This window comes from Flavobacterium hydrocarbonoxydans (assembly GCF_009789235.1).
Classification (GTDB): Bacteria; Bacteroidota; Bacteroidia; order Flavobacteriales; family Flavobacteriaceae; genus Flavobacterium; species Flavobacterium hydrocarbonoxydans.
On record NZ_WSTB01000010.1, the window covers coordinates 1 to 16,669 of the forward strand.

Annotated in this window: 11 protein-coding genes and 1 pseudogene; 9 read left to right on the forward strand and 3 right to left on the reverse strand. The window is 35.8% G+C overall.

All coding sequences use genetic code 11. The features are described from left to right. The 8 genes and pseudogenes from GON26_RS16315 to GON26_RS16350 form a co-directional block, all read left to right on the forward strand. A pseudogene (locus tag GON26_RS16315) lies at positions 1-356 on the forward strand (glucosamine-6-phosphate deaminase); the annotation flags it as partial. A gap of 323 nt (positions 357-679) precedes the next feature. After that, a complete protein-coding gene (gene glmM / locus GON26_RS16320; protein WP_160375842.1) occupies positions 680-2,062 on the forward strand; it encodes a phosphoglucosamine mutase in 1,383 nt (460 codons plus the stop codon). Positions 2,063-2,702: 640 nt separating this feature from the next. Continuing rightward, the gene (locus GON26_RS16325; protein ID WP_160375843.1) at positions 2,703-5,948 is read left to right on the forward strand and encodes a SusC/RagA family TonB-linked outer membrane protein; all 3,246 of its coding nucleotides are present in this window, start codon (positions 2,703-2,705) and stop codon (positions 5,946-5,948) included. A 10-nt stretch (positions 5,949-5,958) separates the two neighbouring features. Beyond that, the gene (locus tag GON26_RS16330; protein ID WP_160375844.1) at positions 5,959-7,431 is read left to right on the forward strand and encodes a RagB/SusD family nutrient uptake outer membrane protein; all 1,473 of its coding nucleotides are present in this window, start codon (positions 5,959-5,961) and stop codon (positions 7,429-7,431) included. A 69-nt stretch (positions 7,432-7,500) separates the two neighbouring features. After that, positions 7,501-8,865: a DUF4832 domain-containing protein gene (locus tag GON26_RS16335; RefSeq protein WP_160375845.1), complete on the forward strand. Its 1,365-nt coding sequence runs from the start codon at positions 7,501-7,503 to the stop codon at positions 8,863-8,865. Positions 8,866-8,891: 26 nt separating this feature from the next. Next, a complete protein-coding gene (locus GON26_RS16340; protein WP_160375846.1) occupies positions 8,892-9,764 on the forward strand; it encodes a PKD domain-containing protein in 873 nt (290 codons plus the stop codon). Positions 9,765-9,942: 178 nt separating this feature from the next. Beyond that, positions 9,943-11,040 (forward strand): acyltransferase family protein, encoded by a 1,098-nt coding sequence (locus GON26_RS16345; RefSeq protein ID WP_160375847.1) that lies wholly within the window; start codon positions 9,943-9,945, stop codon positions 11,038-11,040. Positions 11,041-11,099: 59 nt separating this feature from the next. Beyond that, entirely contained in the window at positions 11,100-12,476 is a 1,377-nt protein-coding gene (locus GON26_RS16350; RefSeq protein WP_160375848.1) for a Gfo/Idh/MocA family protein, read from the forward strand. A gap of 815 nt (positions 12,477-13,291) precedes the next feature. Here GON26_RS16350 and GON26_RS16355 read toward each other — a convergent pair. After that, the gene (locus tag GON26_RS16355) at positions 13,292-14,257 is read right to left on the reverse strand and encodes a T9SS C-terminal target domain-containing protein (RefSeq protein ID WP_160375849.1); all 966 of its coding nucleotides are present in this window, start codon (positions 14,255-14,257) and stop codon (positions 13,292-13,294) included. A gap of 127 nt (positions 14,258-14,384) precedes the next feature. Here GON26_RS16355 and GON26_RS16360 point away from each other — a divergent pair, with 127 nt between their 5' ends. Beyond that, positions 14,385-15,578, forward strand: a complete 1,194-nt coding sequence (locus GON26_RS16360; protein WP_160375850.1) for a DUF5009 domain-containing protein — start codon at positions 14,385-14,387, stop codon at positions 15,576-15,578. A gap of 55 nt (positions 15,579-15,633) precedes the next feature. On the opposite strand, the gene GON26_RS16365 is transcribed toward GON26_RS16360, so the two are convergent. Both GON26_RS16365 and GON26_RS16370 read right to left on the reverse strand, forming a co-directional pair. After that, positions 15,634-16,029 carry a hypothetical protein gene (locus tag GON26_RS16365; protein ID WP_160375851.1) on the reverse strand — a complete coding sequence of 132 codons (396 nt, stop codon included), beginning with the start codon at positions 16,027-16,029 and terminating at the stop codon, positions 15,634-15,636. Between the two features lie 7 nt (positions 16,030-16,036). Beyond that, on the reverse strand, positions 16,037-16,600 hold the full coding sequence (locus GON26_RS16370; protein WP_160375852.1) for a hypothetical protein: 564 nt from the start codon (positions 16,598-16,600) through the stop codon (positions 16,037-16,039). Positions 16,601-16,669: the final 69 nt, after the last annotated feature.

The window sequence follows — 16,669 nt, forward strand, 5'->3', positions numbered from 1 at the left end:
ATCCACACGGAACACACAAAGTTTGCCTGGATGCTATTTTTGAAGCTGTAAAAGCTTTAAAACCAAAATCTTTTATGGATGAATGTTGGCTTTGGTTATACCGAGGAGCATGGCAGGAATGGGGAATTGACGAAGTAGAAATGGCGGTACCCATGAGCCCAGATCAGGTTTTAGCAAAACGTCACGGAATTTTCAAACACCAGTCTCAAAAAGACGGCGTTGTATTTCAGGGGACTGATGCCAGAGAGTTTTGGCAAAGAGCCGAAGACAGAAATGCAGAAACAGCGCAAGTTTACCAGCAAATGGGATTAGCGAGTTATGCTGCGATGGAAGCTTTTGTGAGATGGGAGTATTAAAACAAATTTTAAACCATATAAGTAATATAAGTCCATTCAATTACTGAGTTTAACCCGTTGGGTGAAATTTTTTAACACATAGAAACATAGCTTATTGAACTCAAAAAAGGCGTTTCACTTGCATTAAAACATCCCGATAACTATCGGGACTATGTGTGAAGAAACGAGTTTCTTTTTGATTTTCTTTTTTTCAAAATCATAAAATCTATGTTTCTATGTGTTTAATTAAATTTTTATTAATTACACTCAACGGGTTAAGCTTATAATTTCTTATATAACTTATATGGTTAAAAAAAATTTTCTATGGTAAAAAAAATAATAAAATGGCTTTAATAAAATCAATTTCAGGAATAAGAGGCACGATTGGAGGAGTCGTAAATGAAAATTTAACTCCAGTCAATGCCGTAAAATTTGCCGCAGCTTATGGTATGTGGCTCAGAGGGCAGTATAAAAAAGAATCATTAAGCATTATTTTAGGCAGAGACGCCAGAATTTCGGGAGAAATGATTAGTAATCTGGTGGCCAATACACTTACCGGTTTGGGGATTCAGGTAATAGATATTGGTTTGTCAACTACGCCTACTGTTGAAGTGGCTGTAAAACTAGACCAGGCAGATGGAGGCATTATAATTACCGCAAGTCATAATCCGAAAGAGTGGAATGCCTTAAAATTACTGAATGATAAAGGAGAATTTCTAAATGCTGTGGAAGGTGAAAAAATTCTGAAGATTGCAGAAGAGGAAAGTTTTGTATTTGCAGCAGTTGACGATTTAGGGCAATATCAAAAAAAAGAAGGGTACATACAACGTCACACAGAAGAAGTATTGAAATTGTCTTTAGTAGATGTGGAAGCCATTAAGAACGCCAATTTTAAAGTAGTGGTAGATGCAGTAAATTCAACTGGAGGTATTGCGATTCCAGCGTTGTTAGAAAAATTGGGAGTGGAATGTGTTAAATTGTATTGCGAGCCTAATGGTCACTTTCCTCATAATCCGGAGCCTTTAAAAGAACATCTTACGGTTATTTCAGAATGGGTTGTGAACGAAAAAGCAGATTTCGGAATTGTGGTCGATCCGGATGTAGATCGTCTCGCGCTAATTTGTGAAGACGGTTCGATGTTTGGCGAAGAATACACCCTCGTAGCCTGTGCCGATTATGTTTTAGGAAAAACAAAAGGAAATACGGTTTCTAATTTGTCTTCTTCCAGAGCATTACGCGATATTACTTTGAAACACGGCGGAAGTTATGAGGCCAGTGCAGTGGGTGAAGTAAATGTTGTCGAATTAATGAAAACCTCAAATGCGATTATTGGCGGCGAAGGAAATGGCGGAATTATCTATCCCGAATCACATTACGGTAGAGATTCATTAGTGGGAGTTGCTTTGTTTCTATCGCATTTAGCCAATAAAAAAGTATCCTGTAAAGAACTCAGAAACTCGTATCCGGATTATTTTATGAGTAAAAGTAAAATTGAGTTAACTCCCGAAATTGATGTGGATGGAGTTTTTGAAAAAATCGCTTATAAATTCAAAAATGAAAGCATTAATTGTATTGATGGTGTCAAAATAGATTTTGAAGAAGAATGGGTGCATTTAAGAAAATCAAATACAGAACCCATCATCCGAATTTATACCGAAAGCACATCGCAGAAAAAAGCAGATGAACTGGCAGAAAAATTTATTGATGTTATTAAAAATTTGCTTTAAAAAGTGTTTATATAGAATGTGTTTTTAAAAATATTGATTTTGTTTTAGTTTGAATAAGTAGCTGATTTTAAAACGTTAAAAAAGATATTTAACTGCATTTTTTAATTAAATGAATATCAAAATAAAAAAAATACATTTCAAAGGATAATAAAATTTTTTAGACAATTTATTAAATTCTTACACTATATATAATCGAAAACAATAAGAATTTAATAATACTTTTTCTAAAAAATGTGCTCGAAAACACTTTTTTTATGTGCACGAACACATTTTTTTGATTTTGCCATTGTTTATTAAAAAATATTATTTAGTTTAGCCAAAAGTAAGTACAAGAACCGTTTTTTTTCGACCCTTTTTTCGAGTTCAGTTAAGGCATTTTTAAGAGAAAAAAAGGATCGCATTTTAAAGAGATTGCAAATTGAAAAATAATAATAAGTAGTTGATTATTAGGTGAGGTATAATCTTCTGAAAGAGAATAAAAAAAACTAAACGAAAAACAAAAAACAAAACCAAATCTATTATGAAATTAAGAAGAAACATAGAATGAATCCTTCCGCTTTGTGTTTGATAAAACGCTTAACCAAATTTTACTCACGCAAAGCATGCTTTTTACATTAACCATTAAACTAACCAGAATAATATGAAAAAAAGTAACAAGTTACTACACGGTAACTATCAAGAATTAAAATTTAGTTTAAAAGCAATACTTACTGTTTTATTTTTGATAGTAACTGTTTTTAAAGTAAATGCGACTACTTCTACAGAAAGTAGCGAAAAATCAGAAATTGTAAATAAAAAATCAGAAGCAGATATTACGATCAAAGGTGTTATTTTAGATGAATTAGGACAACCAATGATTGGGGTAACCATTTTGCCTAAAGGTTCTAAAAGAGGAACCACAACTGATTTTGACGGAACTTTTACTATTGTCGTTCCGGCTACTACTGAGGCATTATTGCTTTCGTACGTAGGCTATGATGACAAAGAGGTTGCAATAGCAGGCAGAACGAATATTACGGTATCCATGGTTCCGTCTTCGAAATCACTGAATGAGGTAGTAATTATTGGATACGGAACTCAGAAAAAGAAAAATGTAACGGGTGCGATGTCTTCTATAAAAGGAGAATCGTTGATTTTATCTTCTGCTCCATCAGTTTTGACAGCCCTTCAGGGAAAAGTTGCAGGTTTGCAGATTACTCAGAATAGTGCCCAGCCAGGTGGTGGATTTAATATTCAGATTCGTGGTGCAGGATCTATAAATGTTAACAAACCTTTGGTGGTTATTGATGGATTTCCGGTTACCGATTTCCAGCAGCCAGGAACAGGAAACCGCTATGATGGGGGGACACAGAGTATTTTAAATTCATTTAATCCAAACGACATCGAATCTATTGAGGTTTTAAAAGATGCCAGTGCTTCCGCAATCTATGGTGCCAGAGCAGCAAACGGTGTCATTATGATTACGACCAAAAAAGGAAAAGAAGGTCAGGTAAGAGTAGATTATTCAGGATCTTATTCGTATCAAAAATACAACGACAGTTATGAAGTTCTGAATTTGCAGGAATGGATGCAGTTACGAAACGATGCTTCTAAAGAAAACTGGGAATTCATCAATAAAGTTTACCCGTATTCATCCAGAACTTTAGAAGAAGCTAATGCTGCTCCGGTTAATGGAATTCCGTTCAAAAGACTATATTCTGATGAGCAGATTAGAAATGCAGGTAAGGGAACAGATTGGCTATCATTGGTAACCAGAGACGGAATGGTGCAGCAAAATAATTTATCATTAAGAGGAGGAACTCAATCGACGAAATACTTTTTGTCCGGAAATTTATTCAATCAGGAAGGAATCGTTAATAATTCAGGATTAAAAAGAAGTACGGTTCATTTTAGTATTGATCAGAAAGTGACAGATTATGTAAATGTTGGAATGAACATGACCAAAAGCCGCATCAAAAATCAAAACTCACAATTGGGTGGCGATCAGTTTGAGAATTCAGGAATCATTAGATCTGCAATCCAGCAGAGCCCCAACATTTTAGCAATAGATGAATTTGGAAATTATCCTATAAACCCGGATAATGCCTTAGAACCAAATCCATATTCATTGTTAACCATTTCTGACGAAGGAATTATAGATAGAAATCTGATGAATTTTTATGCAGAAATTAAACCTTTCAGAGGATTTACAGCTAGATTTCAGGCAGGTTTTGATCAGGGAAATACCAGCAGGAATACGTATTTGCCAAGAACGACTTTGCATGGTGCATTAGAAAACGGTAAAGCATCAATTAATAATCAGAAAAAAGATGATAATTTATTTGATATTATCTTAACCTACAACACAAAAATAGCAGACGACAACTCTTTTACTTTTATGGCGGGTTATTCTAGATCAAAATTTAGAAATGAAGGATCGTCCTTAGGGAACAGTAATTTTATTACCGATGCTTTTTTATGGAATAATATGAATGCAGGAGCGGGAACAAAACTGACTACATCTTTTAAATCAGAGGAAGGCTTTATCTCTTATTTTTCAAGGATATCCTATTCGTATAAAGACAAATACCTGTTAACTTCTACAATACGTCGTGATGGGGGAAGTATGTTTGCTGAAAATTATAAATACGCTTTGTTTCCATCTATTTCGGCAGGGTGGGATATTTCTCAGGAATCTTTTATGAAAGGGATTACAGATTATGTATCACAACTTAAAGTAAGATTTGGATATGGTTTGATTGGGAATTCCGATGGACTTTATAAAGGAGCATTTTATGCACAGCCGGCCTATTTAAATCCTGATGAATCTATTTGGACAGGAGTATTTCCGAGCAGATTAACTAACCCTAATTTGAAATGGGAAACTACAACAGAAAAGAACTTAGGTATTGATTTTCAAATCTTAAAAAGTAGGGTTTCTGGTTCAGTAGAACTATACGATAGAGTAGTCTCAGATTTAATACAGGTAAAACCAAACAATAGTTATCAGGAAATACCTGAAGTTTTTGCTAACATAGGCAGTACACAAAGTAGAGGAGTTGAGGTTACTTTAAGTACGGTAAATATTAATAATCCTGATTTTAAATGGAATACTACTTTTACCTACTCTCAATACAAAACCAAATGGAAAGAAAGAGCTCCAGACTGGAAGCCTTCAGTTTATATGAGTTATAATGATCCGTTACGTGCGCAATACAGCCAGCTTTCGGATGGTATTATGCAAATTGGCGAAGTAGTTCCGGCACAGCCTGATTTATATCCGGGACAAATAAAAATAAAAGATATCAATGGCTTCGTTCGCGATGCAGCAGGAAATCCTGTAACAGATGAGAATGGCGTATTTTTAAGAACTGGAGAAGGTGATGGAAAAATTGACGAAGCGGATACTGTTTTACTGGGCTCAGCAGATCCTGATTTTTCAGCAGGTTTAAGCAATACTATTATCTGGAAAAACTTTCAGTTGAATTTTGTTTTTAATGGAATGTTCGGAAGAGAAATTGTAGATCAGACTGATTTTGCTTATGGTGTAACAGCAGTAGGTGTTGCTCAGAACGGAAGAAATGCACTAAGAAATGTATATAACAGATGGACTCCGGAAAATCCTACCAATACACGTCCGGGTTCGCATTTTGGCTATACACAATATGGTTCGGGTGATTTCTTTATGCAGGATGCTTCCTTTGTTCGTTTGCAAAGTGTTTCGCTAAGTTATAATTTACCACAAAAATGGTTTGGTAAATACATGCAGGGTGCGGCGATTAGACTGGATGGACAAAACCTTTTCACTATTACAAAGTATGATGGTATTGATCCTGAAACAGATGCTTATGCTGCAGCATATCCAAATGTAAAAACATTCACAGTAGGAATTGATCTTAAGTTCTAATAAAAAAGATATGAAAAATTTAATAAATTATACAGTAGTTTTACTATTACTAGTTTTCTCAGGTTGCAGTGAGGATTTAGAGTCGGTTAAGTACGACGATATAAATCCGAGTATTTTTCCAAGTTCAGAGGCAGATGTTCAGGCTATAGTGGCTTCGGCATATTATCCGTTAAGAGGATCTTATGGAAACGGAATTCATTCTACTTCAGAAAATGGATTAATGTTTATTCTGGATGCCACAACCGAAATCCTTCAGGGACCTTACGGCGTACAGCAGGAAGCATCATTACACAGTTACAAGGCAAGTTCTACTTCTTTTACACGATTTTATGATGTGTTTTACAATAAGATCAGCAACATGACCCTGAGTATCGACAGAATAGAAAAATCAAATGTAAACGAGCAGATTAAAAAGAAGGCCATTGCCGAAGTAAGATGTGCAAGAGGATTATTGGCTTATGAACTTTTTGACTTATACGGACCAATTGTAGTCGCACCTCTGGAAGTACTTAAAAACCCATTAGATGAACAACCTTTAGCAAGACTTTCTAATGCTGAGATGGTTAGTTTTATAGAAAATGACCTTAAAGCTGCTGCTGCAGAGTTGAAATCTCCAGCCGAAACGCCTTATGGAAGATTCAGTAACGGTTTGGCAAGAATGGTTTTAATCAGATTGTATCTGCATGAAAAAAGATGGGCTGAGGTTGAAGAACAAGCTACCGCTATCATGGATATGAATTATTATGGTTTAGAAGAAAATTATGCTGGTCTTTGGGATATTACAGCACCGGTTAGCAGTAAAGAAGTTATTTGGGCAGTTCCGGCAGATTATGCAGGAACCAGCGAAAACCAATGGCAGCTTATGGTATTGCCGAATAATTTCCCGGGACGTGGAGGTTACGGAACGATTCAGAGTTCATGGAAATTTTACGATTCTTTTGAGTCAACTGATATTCGTAAAATGGCTCTTATTGCGGAGTTTACTGGTACAGATGGAGTTACGTATAACAGAGCGAATCCGGCGAACTATATGCAATTAGGACCAATTCCTCTAAAAATTCACCCTGATGCGGCCAGAACTACGGCTTTAACAACAGTTGACATGATTATCTATCGTTATGCTGATGTATTATTATCAAGAGCTGAAGCTTTGGTCAACAAAACAGGAACGCCTACACAAGCGGCTATCGATTTGGTTAATATTGTTAGAAGAAGAGCCAAAATCAGTGAAATTGAATTGGTTAATTATGCGACTTTAGCGAAATTCAACGAAATGATTCTTTTAGAGAGATCCCACGAATACTGGTGTGAGAACGGACAATATCGTTCAGATCTTATCAGACACGGGAAATTTACGGAGCATGCTATCGACTTAAATGGTGCTGCTAGTCAAAGTGAGCCTTACAAAGCGTTGTTTCCTTTTTCATTAGCTAAAATTAGCGAAGGCAAAGGTAAATTTATTCAGAATCAGGGGTATAATTAATTTCTTTTTAAGAAGGATATCACTTTTGTGAATGAAAATGATTAATCAGATAATTTAATTATAAAAAATATGAAACATTTATTAATAATGCTTAGCCTTTTCCTGAATGTTGCTTCGAGTTGTCAGAGCGACGGAGGTGGTGATACCAATGAAGAAGTAAAAGGTGCTGAAAAAGTGACGTATGCCGTTTCTAATGAAGTTTTTACAAATCCGGAACGTGGGTTTATGCACACCTGGCAGGTAAATTCTGAAGGAGCTGCAATGACGGCGGCATCTCTGAATAATTTAAAGAAAGAAAATGTAAGCCTGATTTTACGTTTGTATTATCTGGAAAAATTTAAAACCACGGCTTTAAGCGAGGCACAGCTGGATCTTATCAAAACCGATTTTACTCGTTTGAGAGAGGCAGGTTTAAAATGTGTTTTGCGTTTTGCCTATACAAATGCTCAGGATGGTTCAGATGCTTCGGTTACGGTTATTTCTGGACATTTAGATCAGTTAAAACCTATTTTCGAAGAAAACAAAGATGTCATTGCTTTTGTTCAGGCAGGTTTTGTGGGCGCTTGGGGAGAGTGGTATTATACAACCAATCAGCTTACCACTCCTGCAAATAAAAAATTGATACTGGATAAACTTTTGGCTTCTTTTCCTAAAGAAGTTAAAATTCAGGTAAGAACACCTAAAATCAAACAGGACTTCGTGGCAACTACCACTGCTATGGATGCAACTGTTGGTTACGGAACGACTAATACAGCCCGTTTAGGTTTTCATAACGATTGTTTTATGGCAAGTGTTGACGATTATGGTACGTATCAGAATGTTACTGCCGAGAAAACCTATGTAAGTAATGAAGCCCTTTTTGTCCCAACAGGAGGTGAAACATGTCCGCCAGTAGATGTTCCAATTGCAAGTTGCAGCATTGCCGAGAAAGAAATGACACTCCTGAAATGGACGTATTTAAATCTGGATTATTATGGTCCGGTTTTACAGGAATGGAGAAACAATAATTGTTTTGCCGATTTTGAAAGAAAACTAGGTTACCGATTGGCATTAGCTTCGTCTAGTGTAAAAAAAGAAGCGGCAGTAAACGGTACTTTAGAATTTAATGCTTTGATCAACAACGCCGGATTTGCTCCGGTCTATAATCCGAAAAATGCTTTTTTGATTTTTAAATCGACTGCAAATGGAACGATTTACAAGAAAAAATTAAATTTTGATGTTAGAAAAGTGGTTCCAAGAGTTTCTTTCGACTTAAAAGAATCGGTAAGCTTAGCTACTATTCCAGCCGGAACTTACGAATTGCTTTTAAAGATAGAAGACAGTTCTTCAAAATTAGCCGAAAGACCTGAATATGCTATTCGCTTAGCTAATACAGGATTGTGGGACGCTGCTACCGGATTCAACAAATTATCACAAACGGTTATCATTAAATAGGTATTAAAATATTTAAACTTAAAACCATGAAAAAAATAAAATTAACCCAATACATAACAATGCTGGTTGCCTTGTTATTCCTGGCTGCTTGTTCCGGCGACGATTCATCTTCGGATTCCGCAACAAAACCTGTGGCAGATTTTTCATTTACGAATGATGGAAGTACATTTACGTTTACCAATCTTTCAACAAATGGTACAAAATACAGATGGGATTTTGGCGATTTGTATTATCCTTCAACCGAAAAAGACCCTGTTTATACCTATAAAATAGGTGGCGAAATTAGAGTTTCATTGACCGTTACAAACGATGCAGGTGAAGAATCGTTTATTACCAAAACCATCACGGCCCCAAGAATTATCATTATTGATATTAATATTGATGGCGAATTTGATGACTGGAATGATGTAGCGGTTACGGATGAAAATACATCAGGAAACGGTTCGATCCAGAAAATTAAAATCTGGGCTGGAGGTCCAAATGTGAATGTTTATTTAGAAGGAAATAAAAAAATGCTGATGGAATTGGTTGACATGTATATCAATACAGATGGTAATACAGCCACCGGATTTTTACACAGCAATTGGTCTGAAGGTTCAGGAGCAGAATTTTTATTCGAAGGCCCAATGGTAACCAATGGATGGGGACAGTTTTACAACCATACAGATCCAAACGGAGGCTGGGGCTGGGCTGGAATTGCAGGTTCTGGAGCTAATTTAAAAGCATCAGCAATTGTAAGTCTTAATGATACTACCAATGCAATGGAATTCAGTATTCCTAAATCACAATTAGGAACTTTAGGAAGCTCAATTGGTATTGCCATTACTGAAATGACTGCAGGATGGGCAGGAGTTGCAAACTTCCCGGAAGCACCAAAATTTTCAACATTAGAACTTTAGTTTGTCATCGATAGCGGGTCAAAATGTGCCATTAGACGTATAGTTTTTTGAAAAGGTATTTTTTAAATCTAATGGCATGTGCTATCGAGTAAAAATAATTTAAAGAGTAATCCTTGGTATTTTAGGATAACAAGGATTACTTTATAAGAATTCAAATTATAAAGAAATAAAGATAAGAATGAATAAAACCATTGCCAACAACCGATTGATGTCTGTAGATGTCCTGCGAGGATTTGATTTGATAATGATCATTGTTGCAGATCGTTTTTTCTACAATTTAAATACGGCAGCCAACACGAATTTTACCAAAACGCTGGCAGATCAGTTTGAGCATCCGGAGTGGTTTGGTTTTCATTTGTATGACGTTATAATGCCCTTGTTTTTGTTTGTTGTGGGTGTGGTTATTCCTTTTTCATTAGGAAAAAGAAGTACAGAAACCGGATCCGATTTTAAGTTGTACAAGCATATTTTAAGACGATTTGTAATACTGTTTATTTTAGGCTGGATCGTGCAGGGTAACCTGTTGGCTTTGGATATTTCAAAGTTTCATATTTTCAGTAATACATTACAGGCTATTGCGGTGGGATATTTATTTTCATCTGTTGCCTATCTGAATTTATCTAAAAAAGGAAGGTATTTGTTTTTTGTATCCTGCCTTGTTTTATATGCTGTATTGTTGTCTGTTCCGAGTTTCTTTGGGCATGATTTCGAATTAGTACCAGAAAAAAATCTTCCTATTTTTATAGATCAGCAGGTTTTTGGACAGTTTTATGATCAAACGCAATATTCCTGGCTTTTAACGGGTTTAGGATTTACAGCTACCACATTATCCGGATTATTTGCGGGAGAATTACTTCTGTCTTCTATTCCAAGAAAAAAAACAGCGCTTTATCTTTTAGTAATCGGAATAACCGGAATTCTTTTATCATTATTAATAGGTTTATGGCATCCTATTATCAAAAAAATATGGACAAGTTCATTTGTACTATTTTCATCAGGAATTAGCTTTGTATTGTTAGCTTTATTTTATTGGCTTGTTGATGTAAAAGGCTATGTAAAATGGGCATATCCATTTCGAATAATCGGGCTGAATGCCATCGCAGCTTATGTGGGATCTCATGTTTTGAATTTCACCTTAATAAGCAAGCAGATTTTCTTTGGCTTCGAGCAATTCACCGGAGTATATTATGATGCATTTTGCGATTTAGCAGGTTTTGGAATTCTTTATTTCATACTTTGGTACATGCATAAAAATAAGACTTATATAAAGGTTTAAGAAAACAAATAATTACAAATAAAACGTCCAAACAAGTATTACCATTAAAATAAAAAAAAATGAAAATTTCAAGTTTAAGATTTTTACTAATAGCTTTTTTGCTATTAAAAGTTTGCACAGTATCTGCACAGCTTATAAAAACAAAAGCACCAAAAAGAGACAAAGGCCAAACCGATGTTTTACGTTTGGCTACGCCGGCAATTCCGGTTGTTCACGTAGCTATTATTGGTTTAGGAATGCGCGGTACTGGAGCTGTTGAACGTATTACGCATATTCCCGGAGTAGAAATCGTGGCACTTTGTGATATGGTCGAAGAAAGAACAAAAGCAGCCAATGATACCTTAGTAAAACAAGGAAAGCCAAAAGCAGAAGTATTTTTTGGTGAAGATTCATGGAAGAAAGTAACAGCACTTAAAAATGTAGATTTAGTATATATCGTTACCGACTGGAAACACCACGCCAATATTGCTGTACAGGCCATGAAGGACGGAAAGCATGTTGCTGTTGAGGTTCCGGGAGCGTTGACAATGGACGAAATTTGGGACATTATCAATACTTCCGAAAAAACGCGTAAACATTGTATGATGCTTGAAAACTGTGTGTATGATTTCTTCGAATTAACAACTCTAAATATGGCACAGCAAGGTTTGTTTGGAGAAATTCTTCATGCCGAAGGTTCTTACATTCACGGATTGCAGCCGTATTGGGGAAATTACTGGAACAACTGGCGTATGGATTACAATCGCAAACACAGAGGCGATGTATATCCTACACACGGAATGGGGCCAGCCTGTCTGGCCTTGAACATTCACCGTGGAGATAAAATGAATTTCTTGGTTTCGATGGATACCAAAGCAGTCGGAAACCCAGCCTTTATCAAAGAAAAAACAGGAGAGGTAGTTACTGATTTCAGAAACGGAGATCACACGATGACAATGATTCGTACCGAAAAAGGAAAAACAATTCAGATTCAGCACGATGTTACAAGTCCAAGACCTTATAGCCGAATGTATCAGGTGTCCGGTACCAAAGGATTTGCCAATAAATACCCGGTTGAAGGTTACGCAATAGATGCAAAAGAAGCAGGAGGAGAGATTTCTAAAAATTATCAAAACCTGAATGCTGAAGAATTTGTATCCGAAGAGGTAAAAAAGATTTTGATGGAAAAGTATAAAAACCCAATTGTAAAAGATATTGAAGAAATGGCTAAAAAAGTAGGCGGTCACGGCGGTATGGATTTTATTATGGATTACCGTATGTTTTATTGCCTGCAAAAAGGACTTCCTCTGGATATGGATGTTTATGACTTAGCCGAATGGTCTTGTTTAAGTCCGTTAACCGAAATCTCTTTAGATAATAATTCGGCTCCGGTTGAAATACCAGATTTCACGAGAGGCGGATGGCAGAAATTAAACACAGTTGAGTTTTCAAAATAAGAAAATTGGTTTATATAAGTAATGTTTATTTGGTTGTTAAATTTAAAGCTCCTGTTAACTTAGCAGGAGCTTTTTTATGTTTAAAGGATTTTAAAATGAAGCGGATTTAAATCTTTAATAGAATTTATATTTCACCCCGCAAGGGTTTCTTCGAAATTGAGAATTATAGATAATTAGGTATTAAGCTCGGTATGTGAGGAGGTAAGCATGGTATCTGAGAAAGTAAGCATGGTATGTGAGGATGTAAGCACGGTATGCGGGAATGTAAGCGTGGTATCTGAGAATGTAAGTTCAGTATCTGAGGATTTAACCATGGTATTTGAGAATGTAAGCATGGTATCTGAGAATGTAAGCTCAGTATTTGAGGATTTAACCATGGTATGTGAGAATGTAAGCATGGTATGTGAGGATGTAAGCATGGTATCTGAGAATGTAAGCATGGTATATGAGGAAGTTAGCTAGGTATCTGAGGATGTAAGCATGGTATGCGAAGAAGTAAGCTCGGTATCTGGGAAGTCCCCATCCAGTAAAACCCCAGCGGGGTGACATGTTTATAGAAAAAATTAAATGTTCAACGTATTAAAACCCCAGCGGGGTGACCTGTTTATAGCAAGAATCAAATATTCATGTAGTAGTAAAACCCCTTCGGGGTGACCTGTTTATAGAAAAAATCAAATGTTCAACGTAGTAAAACCCCAGCGTGGTGACATGTTTATAGAAAAAATCAAATGTTCAATGTAGTAAAACCCCATCGGGGTGACCTGTTTATAGCTTCTGAAAATGTCCTTTTATAAATAATCTTCCCTATCAAAGTTTCAATTCTTACTATATAAACCCAGTACCGAACTCAAATCTAAGAGATGAATTTGCTGCCGAACATTCAAAACAGGTTTTCGAACCAAAGCCTCATTGGTTAAATAATAATGCAAACCATCTTGCGTAGTAATTCCTTCTATTTGATGAAAAGAAAGCCTTAAATTGATTTTACGTTTATTGCCCGATAAAAAATCATGGTTTTTAAAATCATATAAAAGATATAAAAAAGACTTCCCTACTGTTGAATAGCCGCATAAAACAATTAGTTTTTTAGATTCTAAAAATACGGCACCAGTTACCAGTCCTTTAGTATCAAGTGTTTCTTTGAATGTTGCAATATGATTTCCGGGTTGATTGGCAATGCTGTAAATAGTGGTTTTAGAAGATTTCCATTCTTTGGTAAACAAATAAATACTGTCTTTTGAAACAATAAAAGCTTCACAATCAAAATTAGTAGTGTTTGGCGTATGTTTAGAAAAATCAGTTTGGTTGGAATAAGTAAATGAAATATTTTCTATTATTGGATTTCCCTCTAAGAATGATTTTTTTTCAATTTTAAGAATGTTCAGATTGGTTCTGTTTCCGGAAGCATTGTTGCCAAAATCACCTATATATAAGTGAGTGCTGTCTTGCGAAATTTCTTCCCAGTCGTGATTGACGGCTTTATGCAAAATAATTCTCTTCTTAATTTTTCCTAAGGTATCAATACCGTAAATCGTTTTGTCATGGTCGTCATTGTGCGTCCAGAGTAAACCATCAAAAGCAATAAGCCCCGAAGTTTCTTTTATAGAATCACTTAATTGAGCTGTAAATTCAGGTTTTATTTTAAAATTTTCATACAAACAGCTTCCATCATTACTAGTAGCATCTGGATTGAAATTTTTCGAAAGCGAATCGGTACAGCCAGAAATCTGCGCGTAGCTGGAAAGAATACCTAAAAAGTAACATAAAAATATTCTTATCATAATTGGTTGAAAATCCATTAGATCAAAAGTAAAGTTTTATTTCTGAAAAAAGTTTTAGCATTTTTTAATATTCTTTGATTTCTCATGGTTTATTTTATATTTGTGATTCCCAATACCCCAATATTTTATGAAAATTAAAGAGAATTTATACAGTCAAAGGATTATTTCTATAGACGCTTTACGCGGAATTACCATTTTTGTAATGATTTTTGTAAATGAACTCGCCAGCGTTGCCAATGTACCGCAATGGATGAAACACATGCCCGCTGATGCGGATGCGATGACTTTTGTTGATTTGGTTTTTCCTGCCTTTTTGTTTATTGTAGGAATGTCTGTTCCCTTCGCATTTAATACGAGATTACTAAAAGGCGACAGTACCAAAACGATTTGGACACATACCCTGAAACGTGCCTTGGCTTTAATCATCATAGGAGTTTATATGGTCAATGCGGAGTATGGTTATGATGCCTCAAAAATGCTGATTGCGCCTGCGTTCTGGGGACTTCTGGCCTACATAATGCCAATCCCGATTTGGAATAAATACGCTAAAGATTTTCCGTTATGGATTAAAAATGTTTTGCAGTATGGCGGAATGTTAGTTTTAGTAGTATTGTATTTTTTATACGTCCAGGAAGAAACCGGCGAAATAGGAATGACACCAAAATGGTGGGGAATTCTGGGTTTGATTGGTTGGGCATATCTTTTTACAGTAGTGTATTATTGGCTTGTGGGAGGCAATTTATGGGCGATGATTACTTTCTTAGGCGTTTGTGTTGCGGCCAATTCTTTAAATTTAACCGAAGGAACTTTTGTCCAGCAAACTTCCTGGCTTAGTTTTATCGCCGGACATTTTACGCATGCTTCTTTAGTAACAGCGGGCATCATCATTTCGTTATTGTTTTTTGACCGAAAAATTCCGATAAAAATCAATTGGCCGGTGATAGGTTTTGCAATACTCTTTTTTGTTACGGGTTATTTACTGCGTCCGTATTTCGGAATTTCAAAAATAAAAGGAACACCATCCTGGACTATGTTTTCGGCAGGAATTTGCACAGTACTATTCTATTTCCTTTTTTGGTTAATGGAAATTAAAAAGCAAACAAAATGGAGCGATTTTTTCATGCCGGCTGCAGCAAATCCTTTGTTGATCTATATTTTGCCGGGTATTATTTATTATTTCAATGCCGCCTTTAATCTTCATATCATTCCGGATTATTTCCGTGAAGGAGTTCCCGGAATTATTTGGTGCCTGATCTTCTCAACGATTATGTTATTGGTAATGAAAATTTTCAATAAATATAAAATTCAACTGCATCTATAAAAAAAGTTTCAGGTTTCAGGTTTTGTAGCAACCTGAAACCTGAAACAAAAAAACTTTATCGTATGCGCTTAAACGCTATCGTACCTTCTCTTTGTTTGTTGTCTTTAAAAGTACCTTCCAGAGTATTACCATCTGCTGATAAGGTCAAAGTGTGCGTGCCCTGAGTGGCCCAACCTTCAATGGGCAGCGTCACGTCAACAGTGTAAATAATAGTGTTTCCGGTTCTTTTTCCCGTTCCGCTTTCTACAAATTTCTGGCCTTTCCATTCGAGATAATGCGAGAAAATGACTTTTCCGTTTTGTTCCGAAATAATCGCAACAGCATGTTGAACTCCTGAATTTATATCTTCCCAGACACCATTGATATCGATTGGTTTTGCGTCTGATTTTATTTGGCTATAGCCGAAATTTAAATTTAAAAGAAAGAGCAGTACTAAAAAGTTGGTTTTCATAAGTATTTTAATTTTGAATTATAACAGATTTTATTTCTAATAAAGCGCCTGGGACAGGATGATAATTCACAAAATTGAATTTACAGAGATTGTGCTTATTGAGGAGTTTTCCGTTGGGTAATCCGTCTTGCTTAAAATCTGTCCAGTGTAATTTTATCGTCCTAAATTTATCAGGAGAAGCTTGCAAATCAACTCTTGGGTGAGAGCCTCCGTGAACACATCCGTTTCCTTCTTCATTTCCTTCGCGGGCCTGCAATTTAATTTCATGGGAAGATTTATAAGTAAGCAGTACAAAATCGGAAGCAGCAGGTAAATCGGTAGGAGGACCGTCATTGGTGTCGGATGGTGTAATCATGACATTCAGTTCAATTTCGCCTTTCGGATTATCATTCGCAGTTACCCGAATTATACCTTCTTCCTGACGAATGGAATTGATTGTTTCCTGGCTTTCGTTTACCGGCCCAGCGATGAACCAAGTGTTCGTAGCCACCAGATTTTGACTGGTATTATTGGTAAAACCCGAAAGAATAAAACAGCTGATAATGGAGAGAAATAGTATTTTGTTTTTCATGAAATTGATTTCTTTTATCCAAATCAAATATAACTTTTAAAATTTTCAACAGAACCTAAATTTTTATTA